Here is a 17,242-nt window from a genome sequence, read left to right on the forward strand (position 1 = left end):
CCCTGCTATGAGCCGGGAGGCTCCCTGTGCGTCACGTCCCCGGAAGGGACGTGACGCGCGGGTCATCTCCATCCGAATCCAGAACGCGTTCCTCTTGCCAGGGGAGCGCGTTTTTTTCGTCCTGTGTTTTTCCATTCCCTGCCCGGAGACGCTCCCATGCTTCTTCCCAACTCTATTGACCAGCGCATAGCCGACGCGATCAGCAGCACGATCGATGGCGAGCGCACCACTGCCGACACGACGTCACCCGCCTGGCGCGCGCGTTGTGAAACGGCCCAGATCGCGATGCTCGCCGACAGCGAGCGCCGCGTTGTTCTTTCTCATATCGCCACACACCGCGGAGAGGCGGCGGCATCGAACCTGGCGCAGTCGGCCAGCGAGATGTGCACCTCGGCGATCTTCATTCTTGCGAGGAAACCATCATGAACGCTGTCATCAGTGCTCACGGCACCGCCGTGCGCAGCATCGTCGAGGAACGCGCGCCACGTCCCCCCGTGATCGGCCGCATCCGCCCCGGCATCAAGGTGCTGACGTCGGCCGCCCGCAAGAACGAGGCCGCCGTCAAGCTCTACGACACCCTGCTGGCCGCCGGCGAGTCGTTCGAGAGAATCGGCGAGGAGATCGAGCGCCGATGCAGGATCCGGAATGCGCTCGCGCCGCGCAACGTGCCGTATTTCACGTGCCGCCGCTCGGACTTCACCAGCCCCGATGTCGCCGACGAAATTCTCCGCCTCTACGGCGAGGACCGCGGCGAGGGCGTGAAGCTGTATCGTTTCCCGGTGGCGTTCGCCTTCAACGACTGGATGGCCAACATCCCGAACGAGATGGCGGCGTGGGGCACGAACGGACGCAAGTTCTTCTCCGAATACGGAGCCGACGGTACGCGATTTTGCAGGCTCTACGCGAAGCCCGAACGAGATCCGCACGCGCAGCGTGCGCAACGCAACTTCGGTCCGCGGCAGATCATCCTGCGTAACGACGAAGCGATTCCCGACGGCGTATGCAACCCGGAGCGGTGTCCGCAGTATCAGGCACGCCAGTGCAATCTCTCGGCGCGCTTCATCTTCGCGGTGCCGGAGATCAAGGGGTTGGGCCTGATCGAATTGCCCACCAACTCGATCTACGTGTTGCAGAAGGCGTATTCGGCGATGCAGACCGTCGCGCTCGCGCGCGGCAAGCTGACGGGCACGCGCTTCTGGATTTCGAAGCGTGAGTTCGAGATCACGCGCATCAACGAGAACGGCGAAGCGGTTCGTCAGGCGCAACTACTCACGGTGCTCGATGCGGATATCGACATCAGCGCGTTGCTCGACGGCGCGGACGATCACCCGCCCGCGCTCGCGGTTGCGGGCGGTGCGGCGATGTTGCTGGAGGGAGCGGGGAGCCCTGTTCCCAATAACGTGCATGCGTTGCGGCCAGCTGCAGATGACGGTGTGTCGCCGGACGCTCAAGACGCGATGGCGGCTGGTGACAGCGATCACGACGGTGATCCGATGCCCGGCGAACCCGAATCGCTCGATGACAAGCTCGAGCGCATGTCGGACCTGCTCAAGCGGCTGGGTCTGAGCGTCGAAGCACGACAGCGTGATTTCCGTCGCTTCGCCTATGTGAAGTACGGGAACGGCTGGACGAAACGTGTCGAAGACGTTGACGGCATGAACGCGCGACTCGTCGCCGCGCTCGAAAACCGCGCTCCCCTGGAGCGGGAAATCGAGGCAGCGGTGCGCGACGCCGTGTTCCAGTAACCCTGTGCCGGCCCTTTGCGGGGTCGGCGCTTCTTTCTACTCTTTCTACTCTTTCTGCTCGCGATGCGAGAGCCTTTCAGCAAGCTGGCTTGCTAAAACGCTTTCGACTGCGCTTTTGCGCATCGAAATCTGTCCGCCACACGGCGGCCCATTCACTTTGTTCAGGGAGTCGTCCGATGCACAGGATCGGCAACTACACCGCGTTTTTCGGCGCGGACGACGTGTTCAGTAACTGGCATCGTTGTCATTTCACTTACCGCGGCTTCGCATTCACCTCGGTAGAGCAGTTCATGATGTTCGCAAAGGCAAAGCTGTTCGCTGATGAGAACTCGGCGAACGCGATCATGGCAACTTCCGATCCGGCGAAACAGAAGGCGATCGGTCGCAAGGTAGCGCATTTCGACCAGGCGGTCTGGGAGGAAAAGCGCGAATCGATCGTGTTCGTGGGCTGCCGTGAGAAGTTCTCGCAGAACGGCGCGATGCGCTCGGTGCTGCTCGCATCGAATCCGACCGTACTCGTCGAAGCGAGTCCGTGGGACAGGGTCTGGGGTGTCGGGCTAAAAGCTGATGACCCAGGCATTGCCGATCCTGGCCGCTGGCGCGGGCTGAATCTGCTCGGTCAGACGCTGATGAAGGTCAGGGACGTGTTCGATCCACGACATCACTTTTAGAACCCGCTTCACGCGGGATCATTCATTCAGGCTGCCTTCGGGCGGCCATTTTTCGTTCACGGAGGTGCGTCTTGAAGATCGCCCATTTTTCTGACCTGCATTACTCGCCGGAGCGGCTCGACGAAGCGGATCGTTGCTTCGGTTTTGCCGTCGACGATGCGATCGCTCGCAATGCGCGCGTGGCCGTTGTCTCCGGCGATTCGACCGATCACCGGCTCGACGCGCACTCACCGGCGCTCGGCGCACTCGCGCGCCAGATTCACCGGCTCGCGGCGGCCATGCCCGTGATCATGCTGCAAGGCACGTTCTCGCACGAGCCGCCCGGCACGCTCGATATCTTCGCGCTGATGGGCTCGACCAACGAAGTGTTCGTGGCCGATCGCATCCAGCAGGTAGCGTTCGGGCACGGCCGCTTCATTGCGTCTGCGGGCGCGGTGTTCAGCGCCGACGAACTCGCGCACGTGATCGAGATGCGTCCCGACGCGGTGTTCACCTGTCTGCCGACGATCAACAAGGGGCAGTTTGCGGCGAGTGTTGGCGCACTCGCGGCCGCCACCGATCTGGGCGACGTACTGGGGACGTATCTGGCAGCGTCCGGCTCGGTGAACGCGCGGCTGCGCGAGGCTGGCATCGCAACCGTCGGCATTTCACACGGCACGGTGGTGGGCTGCGAGACGGAGCACGGCGTCACGATGGCGGGATTCGATCACGAATTCTCGCTCTCGGCGCTCTTCGACGCGCAGTGCTCGGCGTTTCTGCTGGGCCATATCCACAAGCACCAGTCGTGGGAGAACGGCGGGCGGCGCATCGCCTATCCCGGGTCGATCGGGCGCTTCCACTACGGCGAGCAGGGCGAGAAGGGTTACCTTTTATGGGAAGTGGATACCGATGCGGCCTCGGCCGATCTGGTGCCGACACCTTCGCGCCGCATGCTGTGCGTGGACTTCGACGGGCCGCCCGACATGGAACGGCTTGCCGAGCTCGCGGCGGACTCGGGCGATGCATTCGTGCGCATCCGCTGGCAGATCGACGAGGAGCATAGGCAGTCCGTCGATCGCGCTGCAATCGAAGCGATGTTCGCGCATGCGCCAGGCGTCAAGATCGAGCCGCGCATTCTCCCGGTCGTGCGCAGCCGCGCACAGGGCATCAGCCTGGAGACGTCGGTCGATGCGAAGCTCGCGCGCTGGTGCGAGTTGACGGATGTCGCGTCATCGCCGCTGCTCGAACGCCTGCAGATGCTCGAAACGGCTGACGCGTCTGAGATAGCCGAAGCTGTGCTGGCCGGTCTGGACAGCCCGTCCGTGGCTGCGCCCCTGTCGCTGGTCGTTGGCGCGGCCGTGGACGCTGATGTTGTCGAGGCACAGCCGTCCGTCTCACAGTCGGCCGACGGGTCCAGTCCCGACTGGCTCGAAGGCGATCTTTTCGCGGCGTAAATCACTCGCCGCCAACACGTGAGCGGGGCCTGTATGGCCCGCTCACGCGCGGAACACTGCCGTGTTCCGGGAGCGCGTTCGGATTCCCCCGAATGCTCTGCCGGAACAAGGTTCAACCCGCGCTACTGGCGCATCGATCGCAGCACCCGCTGTATCCATTTTCTTTTGACCCTGCCGGGGGAGCGATCTCCCGATGGGGGCGCACTCCGTCCATTTTTCCGGAGTGTGCCCATGTTTGGTCTGTATCCCGCTGGTCCCGACTGGGTCCGGCATTTCGATGCCACGCTGTCCGCAACCGATATCCAGCAGCTTCTCGTGAAGCATGCCGGTTTCACCGCGGCGCTTTTCCATCAACCCTACGGTGCCGCGCGCGGTGCCGTCATCGCGGTCCGCCACGGCTTCGTCGTGATGGTCCATGAACGTGACGCGTCCGAGCTCCAGCTCGTTGTCGCGCCCGACGTCGAGATGACGAATCTGCTCTGGTCGTACAGCAACGGCTATGCGAGCCAGTGGTCCGCACGCGAGCTGAAGGCGCTCACCGCATGCGACAGCTGGGAGAAACTGCTCAACGTGGCCGGAACGCGTTTCAAGGCGGCCTGCACGGCGCTGGAGCGTGCCATTGACGGCACGATCGTGCCGCCGGCACCGGAACCGGTTGTGGCCGCACCTGTGGCGGCCGTCGACCGGATCGTTTCTTCGTCGCTTCCCGACGATGACGATGTTCCCTGGTTGCCGTCCGACTACCTTCAGGACGTGCCGTTTGCGGAGGGGCTGTCATGCGACCGCTGATCCTCACCCTCGAAGGCTTCCACGGCGTGCGCGACGGGATGCGGCGCGAAAGCGTCACGCTCGATCTCGAATCGTTGCCGGCGGGGCTGATCGCCCTGAAGGGACCGAACGGCGCGGGCAAGTCCACGCTGATGGACAACCTGCATCCGTACCGGATCATGCCCTCGCACGCCGCGAAGCTCTCGGTCGACGCCTTCTCGTACTGGGACCACGTTCGTGGGCCGCAGGCGATGAAGACCCTCGAATGGGACCACGCCAACGTGCGCTACCGCTCGACCTTCTCCTTCCGCAAGCCCGGGAAGACGAACAAGGCGGAGTACTTCCTCGCCTGGCGTGACAAGGCAGGCCTGTGGCAACCGTTCACGGCACCCGATGGCACGAAGTCCGATGGCAAGGCGGACACCTACGACCGTTGCGTCGAATCGGTGTGCGGCTCGCTCGAATCGTTCTTCACGAGCGTCTTTTCCGCGCAGAACCGGCGCCCGCTCGAGTCCTACAACGCGGGCGAGATCAAGTCGCTGCTGGCGGAGCTGCTGCACATCGACCACCTGCGTGCGATGGCGGCGAAAGCCGCGGACGTTGCAAAGGTGATCGGCGCCAGGCTCGACGGCATCCAGCGTGAACTCGCGACCCTGAGCCAGAAGCGCGAAGCGCTCGCGGCAACGGAGCGCGGGATTGCGGCGGACGCCGAGGCGATCGCCGTCGCTCGACGCGACCGCGAGGATCTCCAGGGCAAGGCACAGACGCTCGCGCAGCAACGCGCGACGCTGGCCGCGAAACAGGCTGAATCGGCAACCGCCGAAGCGCGCCTGCGAGAACTGGAGAAGCAGCGCGGCGAAGTCAACGTGTCGCTGGCGAGCATCGCGTCGCAGGCAGAGGAAATTGTCCGCCGGCTGCGCGATCGACGCAGCGCGCTTGAGAAAAGCATCGCTTCTCACGAAGCGACGCTATCTCAACGTGCACAGATCGAAGGTGCGCAGGCGCAGTGCGATCAGGCCCGCATCGTCATCAGTCGGGAAGAGGCGCGCATCAAGGCGCTCCAGACCGAGATCGTCGATCTGGCGCAACAGCAGACTGCGCTGGCCGAGGCAAATGCTGACCTGAACAGGCTGGAAGGTCAGGGCCAGTCGAAAACCGCCTTGCTCAAGACACTGCAGCAGCAGGCCGCGGTGATCGACCAGGTGCCGTGTGCGGGGCATGCCATGCACACCACCTGTCCGTTGCTTGCCCAGGCGCGCGAAGCATCTTCGAGGGCCGCGGAGCAGCGCGTGTCCGTCGAGCAGCTGCGTACGAGCTATCGCCAGCGCAAGCAGGTCGTCGACAGGCTTGCGCCGGTTGTTGCCGCGCTCGCGCCCAAACGCGACGCGCTTCAACAGGCGAGCGACGCGCTGACAAAGGCTCGCAACGAGTTGCAGCAGGCGACGGCCCTTGCCGCGCGCAAGCCGCTCCTCGAAGCATCCGCGAATGCGCTGGCCGAAGCCCGTTCGGAACTGGCCAGCGCGCAGGAGCAGCATCGTCAGGTCACAGAACATCGCGACCGCGAGACGAAGCGCCTGCAGGCGTCGCTGCAGGACATCGCTGCCGAAGCTTCGCGGCTCGCGGCATCCGATGTCACTGCGGCGATCGCGGGTCTGGAGCGCCAGCTCGTTGCGAATCGGGAGGCCTGTGCGGCTCTCGACGCGCGTATCGAGGCGCTGATCCGCCAGCAGGCGACGCGCGAAACACAGCGCGACGCCATGACGACGGAGCTTGCCGGATTCGACGCCACCCGTTCGCGGGCGGACCGACTGTCCGACGAGATCGCGCACTGGAAGCTGCTCGCCAAAGGCCTCGGCAACGATGGTCTGGTCGCTCTGACCATTGACGACGCTGGCCCGGCGCTCACGCAGACGGTCAATGACCTGCTGATGGCGTGCTACGGCCCGCGATTCACCGTCGAGATCCGCACGCAACGTGCGCTTGCCAGCGGCGATATGCGCGAAGGCTTCGAGATCCTTGTCCACGACGCCGACCACGACAGCACCAAGCCGGTATCGGTGATGTCGGGCGGGCAGAAGGTCTGGATCAACGAATGTCTCACGCGTGGCATCGCCCTTTATCTCGCGCGCAATGCGGGGGAGGCGTACGAGACGCTGTTCAGCGACGAGTCGGACGGTCCGCTTGACCCTGCACGCAAGGTGCAGTTCATGAAGATGAAGCGCGAGGTTCTCCGTCAGGGGGGCTACGCGCGCGAATTCTTCATTTCGCAGACACCGGACCTCGTCCTCGAGGCGGACGCCGTCATCGACGTCGAGGCGATGGCTGCGTGATCAGTTCTTTTAACCCTTGTGGGGAGCGACTCCCCGCAAGGGGCGCTCCTCGTCTTCACACCCGAGGAGCAACCATGTTCAAGAAGCATCTTTCCGCTGTGTGCAGCACCACGATCGCCGTGCGTGCTGCCGCTCCGCGCCGTGGCGCAGAGCACGTCTACACGTTCAACGGCTCGTGCCTGCGCGACGTCCTCGTTGATGGCCACTGGATCACCGTGACCGTCAGCGAACCCGTCGCACAGCGCGCCGCTGCGTGATCTTCCCTGGCCGCCCCACACGGGGCGGCGCCATTCTCTTTTCTGGACTTCACCATGTTGAATTTTCTGATGCTGCTCGTGGCAGCCGCCGGCACGTCCTCGCTTACGGCATGTGGCAACGCTCCGGCGATGCCCAAGGCGGACCGCACCGTGATCGTTGTGCACTCGCCCAAACGCGAGCAGGGCGATTTCCGTATCTGCGACGACGGCCGCGTGCTCGTCTTCCCGGCGGGCCATCCGAAGTCGTGCGCGTGACGCGCGCAACTGCGTAACTGGCCAACGGCCCAACCTTCCAACCGCCCAACCTTCCAACCGCCCAACCGCAACGAAGGCCCTGTCTCCCTCGGGGGCAGGGCCTTCGTCCTTTCCGGTTCGAAACAGGAGCTGCCATGCAGCGACAGATCGTCATCGCAACAGTGACGGCATCGCTTCTCGCCGCCGCGTTCATATGCGCGCTGTCTTCGTACACCGCGCCCACTCTTTTCTAGCGCCCCTGCGGCCCTGGGTCGCCCCTTTCAGGAAGTGATCATGACCTATTCGAGTAACGACTTTTCGGACGATATCGGCCGGTGCCTCATCGACACCGATGTAGTCGAAGCGGCGGTGTTCTCCGACGCTGATATCGGCGCGCAGGCCGACCTTGCCATTGCCGGAATCATCGGCGCAAGCCACGCCGCGCGCGCTGCGCGCTTCATCTCGGCGGTTCTCGCGTCTCCGTCCGCTCGGGACGACAAAACGCTCGCTAACGCCCTGCGCCTTGCGGATGCGATCGCGAGTCAGTGCAGGTTGGTGCTTCCGTCGACGTGCGAGGCCTTCACTGACTTCGTGAGAGGTCTGCCCGGTGGACGGGAGTGGTCGAAACATGTCGTGTTGCAGCCGGTGTAGGATGCACGGCATGACGCACTCGCCAACCGCCTCGCGCGCTCGCCCGTGTACCGGCAGCACGCTTCGCATGTCCGATCCGCAACGCGGGCGGCCGGACTTCGCCCGGATTCGGGGGAAGGTCTACCTGGCCATCGCTGACCAGATCGAGCACGCGATCGTCGCCGGAATCTTTCGTGCGGGGGACCTGCTCCCCACGCAACGCGACGTGGCAGACGATCTCGGCTTCCACGTCAACACCATTAATGCGGCGTTTCGCGAAGCGGCGCGCCGCGGCCTCATTGAGAGCCGCACGCGCCGAGGCTCAGTCGTCTCGACGATGGGGCATTCAGGTTGATTTCCGTTCATCGAGAAGCCCGCGCCACCCTACGGTTGGCGCGGGTTTTTTTCGTCTGTGCTCAAATTCGGCAGAAAGCTATACAAAAACCATAACCTTTTGCCCGCACGGCCGTGCCGAAGAGCCCCACAATGTCGGAATGAGATCAGACCAAGTTCACCGGGCGCGCGCTTTCGCGGCATGGATCGTTAACCTGGCCGCGCTGTCGGCCGGACTCGCCGTTCTGTGGAAAGGGATACTGTTCCTGCGCGGCGATGCGTCCTCCTGGCTCGTTCTGGCGCTGAACCGCCACGGCAACATGCGACTGGCTGCGTCGCTCGGCGATCCGGACTCGAGCCTGCTGGGCGTCTTTCTTCACTACGCTTATGGGATGTGCGGCTACGTGTTGGCGACGAGTTGTGTTCTGCTGGCGGGCATGGCGGGAGCACGCATCGCCCTGGTCGGCTACACCCAGTTTCGTCGGGAACTCCAACTAAAGTGGAGAGAGCGCAAGCCGTTATAGAAAGACTCAGGCCCAGACCGGTAGCCGCGCAGCTCATCGTGCGCCGTGTCCCATCGTATGCGATCGCCTCTGAATGCACGAAATTTCGGGGCGACGAAACGATTTGATCCACAAACCAGGACGAATACCAAATGAACGGCTGGATGACTCTATTAATCGACCTAATTGTTGCGCTGCCATTGACGTTCATCGATATCTATTTTGAGCGTACTGGAAACAGCGGCGGCATGCAGATCATCACGATCGTAGGATTTGTGGTCGTGGCGATTAATGCCTTGCTCATTGCTTCACTTTACTTCCGGCGTTGCGACGACTAAGTGAAACGGAAACTCATCATGTACAACGAACAGACGTTTGAAGGTGGCGTGCAGGCTCGGACGGTTGCCGGTGGCATCGTCCAGCATCCGGTAGTGGTAACGCTCGACGGCGTCGCCACGGAATTGACGCTCTCTGACGCGGTGAAGCTGCGCGATGGCCTCGTTGCATCCATCGCCGCCACGGAAGCCGCTGAAAGCGCCGTCCTTGCGCGCAACGGGCATCACTTCATAATCGGCAAGACGATGCACGGCATGTCTGCGGTGCCGTCGAAGCTGCCCGCGTAACAAGACCGGAAAATCGCGCGCGCGGCATACACGTACAATTATCTGTACACGTCCATCCAAGCATGATAGAGTTGTACCTGTATCGGTACAGGTCAATCACAAAGGAGGACATATGCGTACCATCCCGTTCACCGACGCTCGCGCCAATCTGAAGCGCGTCATCGACCAGGTTGTTGATGACGTGGACGTGACCCTCATTACCCGCCGTGACGCACCGAATGCGGTTGTCATGTCCCAAGAGCATTACGATAGCTTGATGGAAACGGTCCATCTTCTGCGTTCCCCGGCAAACGTAGCCCATCTTGAGCGCTCCATTGCGCAGGCACGCGCGGGTAAAGTAAAACCCCGCGCGCTGGTTGACGACGCCGAATGAGCGGCGCTTTGAACATCATGTGGACTGCCGAGGCTTGGGACGATTACGTCTACTGGCAGGGGCAAGACAAAAAGACGTTGAGGCGCATCAATCAACTCATCAAGGACGTGCAGCGCTCGCCCTTCGAAGGAATCGGCAAGCCCGAGCCGCTGAAGGAAAACCTGACTGGTTTTTGGTCGCGTCGTATTGATGAAACGAATCGTTTGGTCTACGAAGTAGCAAACACGCAAATCAATATCGTTTCGTGCCGCTACCACTACTGACGGTCAACAGCACGGAAAATAGGACGATGCGCTTCATCCCTACGGTCTATTCTTCATCTGGCGGCTCGTTACCTCGGACCGAAGAGCGGGCGAAAGCCGATTTCATTCGCCAGCATGTGAGGCACGGTTGGACGGAATGCGACGCGACGGCGCGTTATGAGTTGTGGGTCGCACGAGCCATCGACACGAATCCCGATCTTGACGACCACTCGTACCACGAGCTGGCCGCCAAAGCTATAACGGGCGCCCGCAACTCGTCGCGAGCGCAGGACTAGGAAAATTCGCCGCCACGCGCGGCACTGGAAAACATGGCAGGAAATATGACCCGGCGAGAGCGCGAACAGGCCATTCGGGATTTCGCGACTCTCTTCAATGTCCACTGGTATCGCGACTTCCCGGTGGCATTCGTCGTGAAAGAAGTGGGCCGCCGAGCGGAGTGGACGACGCACATTGGGATCTGTGTGCGTACATCAGCCGACCTGATGGGATACTTCACTCACTTCGAGGAGGGAAAGGTGGACGCGGTCATCAGGGACGCGTTCGGCCGCGCGATCGCGAATATCGAGTGGGAGTGGTTTCAACCCTTCCGGGCGGAGTTCAACGAACTAAAAAAGCTGCGAGAATTCTCATCGGCTGTACCCTTTTCGGTGCTCGTCACATACTCGAGGAACGACCATCACGAGGAGAACATTGCGCGCATACGAAAGGAATGGCGCGGGTCTGATCAGCCCTTGTTGCTGTTTCTTGTGCGATTTGACCTTGAGGAAGGGGCGCGAAGGTTCGGTTACCTGGAGACCTACATGGTCAGGGACGGAGTGGAGCGGTTGATCCGCTCGCAGCCAGCGCTGCCTTGGGAGGCAGATGGGAAACGCTGGATGCTGCAACCTCAACATGCGGATGAGATCAATTAAACCCCGATACCCATAAGAGCGTTGGACATACCACAGGGCGGACCTTTCATAAACAGGTAGGGAAATTCGTCGCCACGCGCGGCCTTACAAAATTCACTGCCGCGAGCGGCGCTGGAACACTATTTCAGTCGGGGAGCGAAGTTGAACGTCAACGTAAAACTGAGTGTGCTTTGCTTGATCGCGGTGGTTGCTGCCGCCAGAGCAGAAGATCAGGGAACAGTCGCAGACCGTACAACGGAGATCACTGACCCTGTAAGGATTGGCAAAATCCTGCACGCGATCCCTGCTATCCAAGGTTCGCTGGCCGATCGACTTACTGCTGCGCGCTTAATACCGACTCAACTAAACGTCACCAAGCTAACCCACGAAGACGTCGCTGACTGGACGCCTCGACTTCACTTGAAGGCTGGTGATACGGCCATCCGAATTTTTACGCGCGGATCAATAGACGGACGAGTGAAGGTTGCCGGTTGCGAGCTTTGGGATAGCCCATCAATATTGCGGCATGGTGCAACCTACTTCCCAGACGATAGGACCAGCAATTGGCTGTTGACCGGCCAGTGCATCGCGCCGTGACGCAACGGAAAATTGGCCCACGAGGTTCTGATCATGACGACCGGCAAGAAACCACTGTTCGAACTCTCAGCTCGTGAGCTAGATGAAGAGCTATCAGCGATGTTCGCGCCATTCAGGGGGAGTCATCCTATCCGCTGCGAAGTCGGCTCTGCGTTGATGGCGGCCGAGGCGGCAACTCAACGCATCTGCCTGCGAGTAGTCGGCCCCCAGGTGGATGCCAGTTCTGGTCGTGAAAGTGACGTTACGCTCGAAAGGCTGTTCACCGACTTTGAGGCGCTTAACGGTTACATGCTTCAGGGGACTCCGTCCCGAATCGATATGGTGCTGTGGGATGCGGCTGGATACATCAATGGGTGGTTTCTCGATGATCGTGGGAGAGCGGATGTTCAACGGGAATCTTGTCCGGAGGCTGTCGCTGCCCTTGCGTCGATGGTCCTGCGCGACGTGCCGGGAGCGGAACCCGCTGTCTGCCGCTGCAAACGGCCATAGCCAGGTGTTCCCGCAGGCGCGGTTGTGGTGGCGAACGGTTGGGCTACTTTTTACCGTGACGGCAAGGGGGTGTGGAGCTGTAATGCCGTCTACGCTGCGGCGAACTTCAACGTGCAACCCGCATAGAAGAATCAATACATGTCGAACGTCATTCCGCTTCGGACAGAAGACGAAGCAAGCGAACTCGAACGCCGGTTGGCCACACGCTTCGGCATCAAGACGGCGCAGCTGCACGCGGCGATCAAGCCGCTGTTCTTGCTGATGCACGACCACGATATCGGTAATGTGTCTATCAGCCGCGACGGCACCAAGGCGGTTGTTACGGTTGATGGCGAGTCTCTTTAAGCACGGCAGCCCGAGGCACAGAGTTATGGATAACGAAACCCGCGCAAAGATCGGTTCGGTGGCAGGTCAGCTCGTTCAGCAAGCAATGGAGTTGGGACTTACCTGGGATGAGGCTGTCGCCGCATTCGGTCTTGCCGCAAAGGCCGCGGCGCAAGCCGCAGAGAGTTCGGGCGGCAAAGCCAACGAAGATTGCGTCGCGATTGCTCGCCAGAGGTTGGACGACGCTTTCGCTTTAGATGTCCGTGTGATCGTGACAATAGCGGAGTCGGAGCCTGCGAGGGGCGACGTGCAAGACAATCCCTTGCTTGCGACCGCCCGCCGTCGACACGGTGGCAGGCTTCATTGAGTCGGAAAATATTCGGTTTCCGTCCATGACCGCAAGATACAGATGGCCAGATGATGTCGGCCCGCTCTGCGATAGAGTATGGGAGGCGCGGTACGCGCTGACTTACGCTCAGCGTAATAGCGAGTGCGCGTTTGGCGACACATTCTCAGACCTATGTGAAGCGTGCGATCACCTGGCGAACCAGCGAGAGAAGATGGAGCCCGATGCCTTTCTTTGGCAGGTCGCGCTAGCCGAGGTCGAGCGAACGTGGAACGCGGCTCACAGCCGAGGAGAGTCGTGGACATTGCTGCCTGAGTTCACATTGCTAAGAAAAGTGATCGACGATGGCTGGGCGGTCGTGACACCCTGAGCGTGGGCTGAGTACACAGAAGAGTTCGCCGTCACGCGCGGGACCGGAAAATACCAACCAATGTTCACGTGTGACTTGGAGTAAAGATGAAGGAAATCCAACTGCTGGAATGGCGCGTTGGCGCACTTACCACTAAAGACGATCCAGTCCTCCGCATTGAGGGCTATGCGGTCTACGAACTCGCCTCTGAGCGGGAAGCCATCGTGTTGGAGAATAACGGCGAACCTTTTGCTGTCTACAAGCACGTTGCGATCAAAAATTCGATTGCCTATGTGTTTGATCTCGACAACCAGCGGACTACGTCGAAACTCGGAGAGGTCAGAATTTACCGACGTGACTGTGACGCGGCAGGGAACCTCCAATTGGTGGCCGTTCCCGAGGCATAGGAAAATTTAGCAATGGACCCCTACATCACATTCGACGTTTTCTGGCGCGGCATGTCGGCCTGGCTAACTCTTATCGGTGCACTTGTGGGCGCACCGTGCGTCGCCTACGTGGTGGTGAAAGTAATTGCAGGCTGGTTGCGCCGCAAGCGTGCGCAGTAAGCAAAGAAAATCAACGCGGCGCGCGGCGCGTGCGCCAAATTACGCACGCATGACGACATGCCAAGGTCCGCGTTTAGATCAGAAAAATCGACCGGTCGGGCACGTCCTTGATCCAGTTTGGCGGCTTCCCACGTCCCGACCACTCAGCGCCGGTAGTGGGGTGGCGATACTTCGCAGGAAGCCTGGGCTTTTCCTTCTGAACCGGCCCGCGGATCTCTTCGATTGTGATCCGATGCTGCTTCATCTTTTCGATGATCTGCTCCATCATCGCGCTTCGCTCCTCCTTGAATGCGGCCGCGAGTTGGATTTCGAGCTGCTCCCGTTGAGCGAGGAGTTTTTTCAGGTCTGACATCGAATCGAAGTGTAGGCTGGGCGAATTCGCATTCTACCGCGCGCGAACACTCGACATTCAGGCACCGGCCCCGTTAAAGGGCGCGGTGCTCGCTGCGAATGGTCTATCGCGCGACACTGGTCACTTACCCGCAGCGGGGTGTGTCGGCGTCAAGCAAGCGCGGCCGCGACCTCGGGAGCGACGTCAGCCGCAGTCGCGTGGACCGTGTCTACCCGCACGCTCCCAGCGGTCAGGTTCTCCGGGTCGATTTCGATACGCTCGACGACGCGGCCCCGCCGTGCTTTTTCGGGGTGGATCTCGTAGCGATTGTCGCGCCTCACATAGTCGTGGAAATCCGGCGTGAATTCGAATCCGAACGAACCCGTCGGATCGGTGGCCACGAGCTTAATCAAATTGAGCGGCACGCCACGCAGGTCGTGTTCGAGCACACGGTTCAGCACATGGTCGCGCGGGGCCACGGATACGACAGGGCTTGGAAAGTCGGCCGCGGCCTGACTCAGCTCGATCACCGCGAGCCACGGTTCGTGCTCGGTGAACGCGATGCGGTAGTACATCGCGCTGGGACGGCCATGCTCGCCCCGGTAGATGATGGGTTGTAATGGGCTTTGAAACGGCATGAAGGGCTCCTTAGGTCTTGTCGCCCACCGCGGGCGACAAGACCAGGTTACGGAGCCTGCTGCGAAGTCAAGCGCTCGTCCGTGGCGACTAACGTCGCGCGCAAACGGACCACAGTCCGTTGACTCGCGAGACCCATCAGGTGGCTGACTTCTTCGTTGGTCCGGCCAGCGATCAACAAACGTCGCCCGAAGGTATTGCGCAACACACGCGGACTCCTGTCGGCCCCCGCGAAGCCCTGCGCGTCCAGCGCGGCCCTCACAGCACGCCATAACGTCTCATCGGAGAGCGAACCGGCCGGACCTAGCAATGGGAACAGCAACTCGTCATCGCAAACTGCGGGCCTTCGAAGCCATGCTGCGAGTACCGCGCGTGCAAATGGCGCAACCGGGATCAAACGCTCGGCGCGCGCTCCGTGCGCGCTGACGAGGAAACGCCATCGCGTCCCCTCCGCGATCACGTGCGCGCGCCGCGCGCGCCTGATCTCGGCCGATGTGACGCCGGTGGCCAGCAATACCGCCACCGCTGCCTGGTTACGGAGTCCGCGCTCATCGCCTTCGGGCCACTCCTGTAACGCGTCCTGCAGTCGAAGATCGGCGATTTCGTCCAGATAGATGGGTACAGGCTCGCCCGCCGGCCACGGGCTCAATCGCGCGTGTGCGGCGGCCGGGTTATCTGCGCGCAGTCCGACGTCGACGAGATGACGACACAGCCGGTCAACGAGCTTGGCATAGCGCAGCGCCGTGCTCGTTTCCGCGCGGCAGTGGTCGCCCAGGTCATCGAGGAAGGCCGCTAAATGGCCCTCGCCGAAATGGCGAATATCCGTCCCAACCGTCGCGAGGAAGCGCTGGAAGCGTTCGAACATCGCCATGTGCTGGACGATCGAGCGGGGGGAGAAAGGCCTGCCGGCCGCGCCCGTCGCATCGAGTTCCTGCCAGCGCCGAAAGGCCTTATCCGGCGTGTGAAGCCAGTCGTCGTCGTTCTGATTCATGGCTGAAATATACTGAATTGGAGTCCTGACCACTTTAGGGCGAATCTGCGATTCGCGCATGGGCGAGCAGCGTGAGGGCGTCGGCGCGACTATTTTCCGACTAAATCGGGGTTCTTGCGGTGTCAAAAGATGGGTCAAATTTGCTATCTTTTCAGCCTGCGATCGGCCACGGCCCCGCTCGCGTACCTCCCGCAACATCTTCGCGGCGCAGTGCCGTTCATCGGGGTGGGGTGTCGCCGAGCCAACCCGCGATTTCTTCCCGATACTCGAACGCGGGGTCGCGCAACCACGCCGCGAACCCAGCCTCCCACTCGTCCCACACAACATCGTCGAGGTAAAACTCTTCCTCGACGAAACGTCGATCGTCGTCTCTCAGATATGCAAAGACCAGTTGCCGAGCGTCTAGCCAGGCGATGACGCATTCGTCCAGTCGTGCCGCGGTACCGCGTGGCTGATCGCGCAACAACATCGCCAGATCACTGACAAATTGCTCCTGCGTCGTTTCCATGTCGACCTCCGTCCCGGCAACACGCCGGGTAGCGAAACTACGTTCGCGTTAGTTCACCGCTTTGCCGATCGAGGATTTCGATGAGCTGTGAACGAACAATAAAGATTGACACAAGACAATACAGTTCGACACAAAACAATAGAGTTTGACACAAGCTGGTTGGCTGCCGTTATCCTGCTGCCTCTCATTCAACGGGACGGGTATGCGGGCACGGCGTTTCAGGACTCAGCAGGACATCGAGCGGTATGTGGCGCAGGGCTACGGACAAGGTGTCGGTGCCGACTACAAACCGTGGCTTCGCGTGCAGGATGTCCCATCACGTGGCCGCTCGCGAAAGGTTCATGGTCTCAAGACGGGGCGCGTCCATCACGTGCTTTCCGATCTTGAGTATCGCTATCTTGTAGCGCTCGAATTTTCTGAGCGCGTCGTTGATATCCGGGAGCAGTTCCCGCTCCTTCCTGTGGCGCCTATCCAGGACGCCGCACGGCTGCGCAGCATTCGCTATCCGCTCTATGCAGGTACAACTGTGCCTTTCGTGATGACGTCCGATTTCGTCGTCACCGTGAAGGAAGGCGACGGCTCGGTTCGTGAGATCGCGCGGACGGTCAAATACGCGGACGAACTGACGCCTGGTAGCAGGCTCTCTCGCACACTCGAAAAACTCGAACTCGAAAGAGCGTTCTGGGCTCAGCGTGACGTGGACTGGAGACTCGTCACTGAAACGAGCATGAGCGCCACGAAGGCAAGCAATCTCATCTGGCTTCGTGGCGGCGCGGAAATCGCGCGGGAATTGCGGGACAACAGCCTGCAGACCAGTTTTGTCGAGGGTATCGCAGAAGCAGGGACGCACGACCGGACGCTCTCGTCGCTGCTTCGCACCGTGAGTTACCGGCTGCGCATGCCTTACCCGGACGCTGTCCGGCTGTTCAGGCATATGGTCTGGCACAAGGTACTTCTCGTTGATCTCGAAACACCGATGAAAGCGACGTTGCGCGCCCCCCTGATACAGGTCGCAGCGGACGGTCCAGGTCGATATAAGCAGGCGGCCTGAC

The 17,242-nt window shown here is 61.3% G+C and carries 27 protein-coding genes; 23 read left to right on the forward strand and 4 right to left on the reverse strand.

Translation table 11 applies throughout. The features are described from left to right. Nucleotides 1–156: 156 nt before the first annotated feature. From BMY06_RS31795 to BMY06_RS39780, 22 genes are all read left to right on the forward strand, one after another. Nucleotides 157–426, forward strand: coding sequence for a DUF7696 family protein (locus tag BMY06_RS31795; protein WP_074987070.1), 270 nt, complete (start codon nucleotides 157–159; stop codon nucleotides 424–426). Beyond that, entirely contained in the window at nucleotides 423–1,745 is a 1,323-nt protein-coding gene (locus BMY06_RS31800) for a recombination directionality factor (RefSeq protein WP_074987071.1), read from the forward strand. The genes BMY06_RS31795 and BMY06_RS31800 overlap by 4 nt, the downstream gene beginning before the upstream one ends. A gap of 176 nt (nucleotides 1,746–1,921) precedes the next feature. Further along, complete coding sequence (locus BMY06_RS31805) at nucleotides 1,922–2,416, forward strand: NADAR family protein (protein WP_074987072.1); 495 nt, start codon at nucleotides 1,922–1,924, stop codon at nucleotides 2,414–2,416. Nucleotides 2,417–2,487: 71 nt separating this feature from the next. Next, on the forward strand, nucleotides 2,488–3,849 hold the full coding sequence (locus tag BMY06_RS31810) for a metallophosphoesterase family protein (protein WP_074987073.1): 1,362 nt from the start codon (nucleotides 2,488–2,490) through the stop codon (nucleotides 3,847–3,849). Nucleotides 3,850–4,080: 231 nt separating this feature from the next. Then, entirely contained in the window at nucleotides 4,081–4,638 is a 558-nt protein-coding gene (locus tag BMY06_RS31815; RefSeq protein ID WP_074987074.1) for a hypothetical protein, read from the forward strand. Further along, a complete protein-coding gene (locus BMY06_RS31820) occupies nucleotides 4,626–6,947 on the forward strand; it encodes an SMC family protein (protein WP_074987075.1) in 2,322 nt (773 codons plus the stop codon). Before BMY06_RS31815 ends, BMY06_RS31820 begins: the two co-directional genes overlap by 13 nt. Nucleotides 6,948–7,021: 74 nt before the next feature. Then, a complete protein-coding gene (locus BMY06_RS31825; protein ID WP_065058006.1) occupies nucleotides 7,022–7,204 on the forward strand; it encodes a hypothetical protein in 183 nt (60 codons plus the stop codon). 54 nt (nucleotides 7,205–7,258) lie between these two features. Further along, the gene (locus tag BMY06_RS31830) at nucleotides 7,259–7,459 is read left to right on the forward strand and encodes a hypothetical protein (RefSeq protein WP_074987076.1); all 201 of its coding nucleotides are present in this window, start codon (nucleotides 7,259–7,261) and stop codon (nucleotides 7,457–7,459) included. Nucleotides 7,460–7,732: 273 nt separating this feature from the next. Then, nucleotides 7,733–8,089, forward strand: coding sequence for a hypothetical protein (locus tag BMY06_RS31835; protein WP_074987077.1), 357 nt, complete (start codon nucleotides 7,733–7,735; stop codon nucleotides 8,087–8,089). Nucleotides 8,090–8,156: 67 nt separating this feature from the next. Beyond that, on the forward strand, nucleotides 8,157–8,423 hold the full coding sequence (locus BMY06_RS31840) for a GntR family transcriptional regulator (protein WP_244144424.1): 267 nt from the start codon (nucleotides 8,157–8,159) through the stop codon (nucleotides 8,421–8,423). 139 nt (nucleotides 8,424–8,562) lie between these two features. Further along, nucleotides 8,563–8,925, forward strand: a complete 363-nt coding sequence (locus BMY06_RS31845; RefSeq protein WP_074987078.1) for a hypothetical protein — start codon at nucleotides 8,563–8,565, stop codon at nucleotides 8,923–8,925. Between the two features lie 131 nt (nucleotides 8,926–9,056). Next, nucleotides 9,057–9,242 (forward strand): hypothetical protein, encoded by a 186-nt coding sequence (locus BMY06_RS31850; protein ID WP_074987079.1) that lies wholly within the window; start codon nucleotides 9,057–9,059, stop codon nucleotides 9,240–9,242. 18 nt (nucleotides 9,243–9,260) lie between these two features. Further along, nucleotides 9,261–9,527, forward strand: coding sequence for a hypothetical protein (locus tag BMY06_RS31855; protein ID WP_074987080.1), 267 nt, complete (start codon nucleotides 9,261–9,263; stop codon nucleotides 9,525–9,527). A 112-nt stretch (nucleotides 9,528–9,639) separates the two neighbouring features. Beyond that, complete coding sequence (locus BMY06_RS31860) at nucleotides 9,640–9,900, forward strand: type II toxin-antitoxin system Phd/YefM family antitoxin (RefSeq protein ID WP_074987081.1); 261 nt, start codon at nucleotides 9,640–9,642, stop codon at nucleotides 9,898–9,900. Next, nucleotides 9,897–10,163 carry a Txe/YoeB family addiction module toxin gene (locus BMY06_RS31865; RefSeq protein WP_074987082.1) on the forward strand — a complete coding sequence of 89 codons (267 nt, stop codon included), beginning with the start codon at nucleotides 9,897–9,899 and terminating at the stop codon, nucleotides 10,161–10,163. Before BMY06_RS31860 ends, BMY06_RS31865 begins: the two co-directional genes overlap by 4 nt. A gap of 308 nt (nucleotides 10,164–10,471) precedes the next feature. Beyond that, nucleotides 10,472–11,074 (forward strand): hypothetical protein, encoded by a 603-nt coding sequence (locus BMY06_RS31875; protein ID WP_110329939.1) that lies wholly within the window; start codon nucleotides 10,472–10,474, stop codon nucleotides 11,072–11,074. A gap of 141 nt (nucleotides 11,075–11,215) precedes the next feature. Then, entirely contained in the window at nucleotides 11,216–11,650 is a 435-nt protein-coding gene (locus BMY06_RS39135; RefSeq protein WP_124263228.1) for a hypothetical protein, read from the forward strand. Nucleotides 11,651–11,683: 33 nt separating this feature from the next. Next, nucleotides 11,684–12,139, forward strand: coding sequence for a hypothetical protein (locus BMY06_RS39775; RefSeq protein ID WP_161495523.1), 456 nt, complete (start codon nucleotides 11,684–11,686; stop codon nucleotides 12,137–12,139). Between the two features lie 138 nt (nucleotides 12,140–12,277). After that, on the forward strand, nucleotides 12,278–12,484 hold the full coding sequence (locus BMY06_RS31885) for a hypothetical protein (protein ID WP_074987085.1): 207 nt from the start codon (nucleotides 12,278–12,280) through the stop codon (nucleotides 12,482–12,484). A 25-nt stretch (nucleotides 12,485–12,509) separates the two neighbouring features. After that, nucleotides 12,510–12,830 carry a hypothetical protein gene (locus BMY06_RS31890; RefSeq protein ID WP_074987086.1) on the forward strand — a complete coding sequence of 107 codons (321 nt, stop codon included), beginning with the start codon at nucleotides 12,510–12,512 and terminating at the stop codon, nucleotides 12,828–12,830. A gap of 435 nt (nucleotides 12,831–13,265) precedes the next feature. Beyond that, nucleotides 13,266–13,565, forward strand: coding sequence for a hypothetical protein (locus BMY06_RS31900; RefSeq protein WP_074987088.1), 300 nt, complete (start codon nucleotides 13,266–13,268; stop codon nucleotides 13,563–13,565). Between the two features lie 12 nt (nucleotides 13,566–13,577). Beyond that, nucleotides 13,578–13,724, forward strand: coding sequence for a hypothetical protein (locus BMY06_RS39780; protein WP_161495522.1), 147 nt, complete (start codon nucleotides 13,578–13,580; stop codon nucleotides 13,722–13,724). A 73-nt stretch (nucleotides 13,725–13,797) separates the two neighbouring features. Here the strand turns inward: BMY06_RS39780 and BMY06_RS31905 are convergent, their stop codons facing one another. From BMY06_RS31905 to BMY06_RS31920, 4 genes are all read right to left on the reverse strand, one after another. Next, the gene (locus BMY06_RS31905; protein WP_074987089.1) at nucleotides 13,798–14,076 is read right to left on the reverse strand and encodes an H-NS histone family protein; all 279 of its coding nucleotides are present in this window, start codon (nucleotides 14,074–14,076) and stop codon (nucleotides 13,798–13,800) included. A gap of 149 nt (nucleotides 14,077–14,225) precedes the next feature. After that, entirely contained in the window at nucleotides 14,226–14,693 is a 468-nt protein-coding gene (locus tag BMY06_RS31910) for a hypothetical protein (RefSeq protein ID WP_074987090.1), read from the reverse strand. Between the two features lie 47 nt (nucleotides 14,694–14,740). After that, nucleotides 14,741–15,682 (reverse strand): tyrosine-type recombinase/integrase, encoded by a 942-nt coding sequence (locus BMY06_RS31915; RefSeq protein ID WP_074987119.1) that lies wholly within the window; start codon nucleotides 15,680–15,682, stop codon nucleotides 14,741–14,743. Between the two features lie 217 nt (nucleotides 15,683–15,899). Then, nucleotides 15,900–16,190: a hypothetical protein gene (locus BMY06_RS31920; protein ID WP_074987091.1), complete on the reverse strand. Its 291-nt coding sequence runs from the start codon at nucleotides 16,188–16,190 to the stop codon at nucleotides 15,900–15,902. Nucleotides 16,191–16,437: 247 nt separating this feature from the next. Here BMY06_RS31920 and BMY06_RS31925 point away from each other — a divergent pair, with 247 nt between their 5' ends. Beyond that, a complete protein-coding gene (locus BMY06_RS31925) occupies nucleotides 16,438–17,241 on the forward strand; it encodes a TnsA endonuclease N-terminal domain-containing protein (RefSeq protein ID WP_244144425.1) in 804 nt (267 codons plus the stop codon). Nucleotide 17,242: the final 1 nt, after the last annotated feature.

This window comes from Paraburkholderia tropica (genome assembly GCF_900109265.1).
In the GTDB taxonomy this organism is placed as follows: Bacteria; Pseudomonadota; Gammaproteobacteria; order Burkholderiales; family Burkholderiaceae; genus Paraburkholderia; species Paraburkholderia tropica.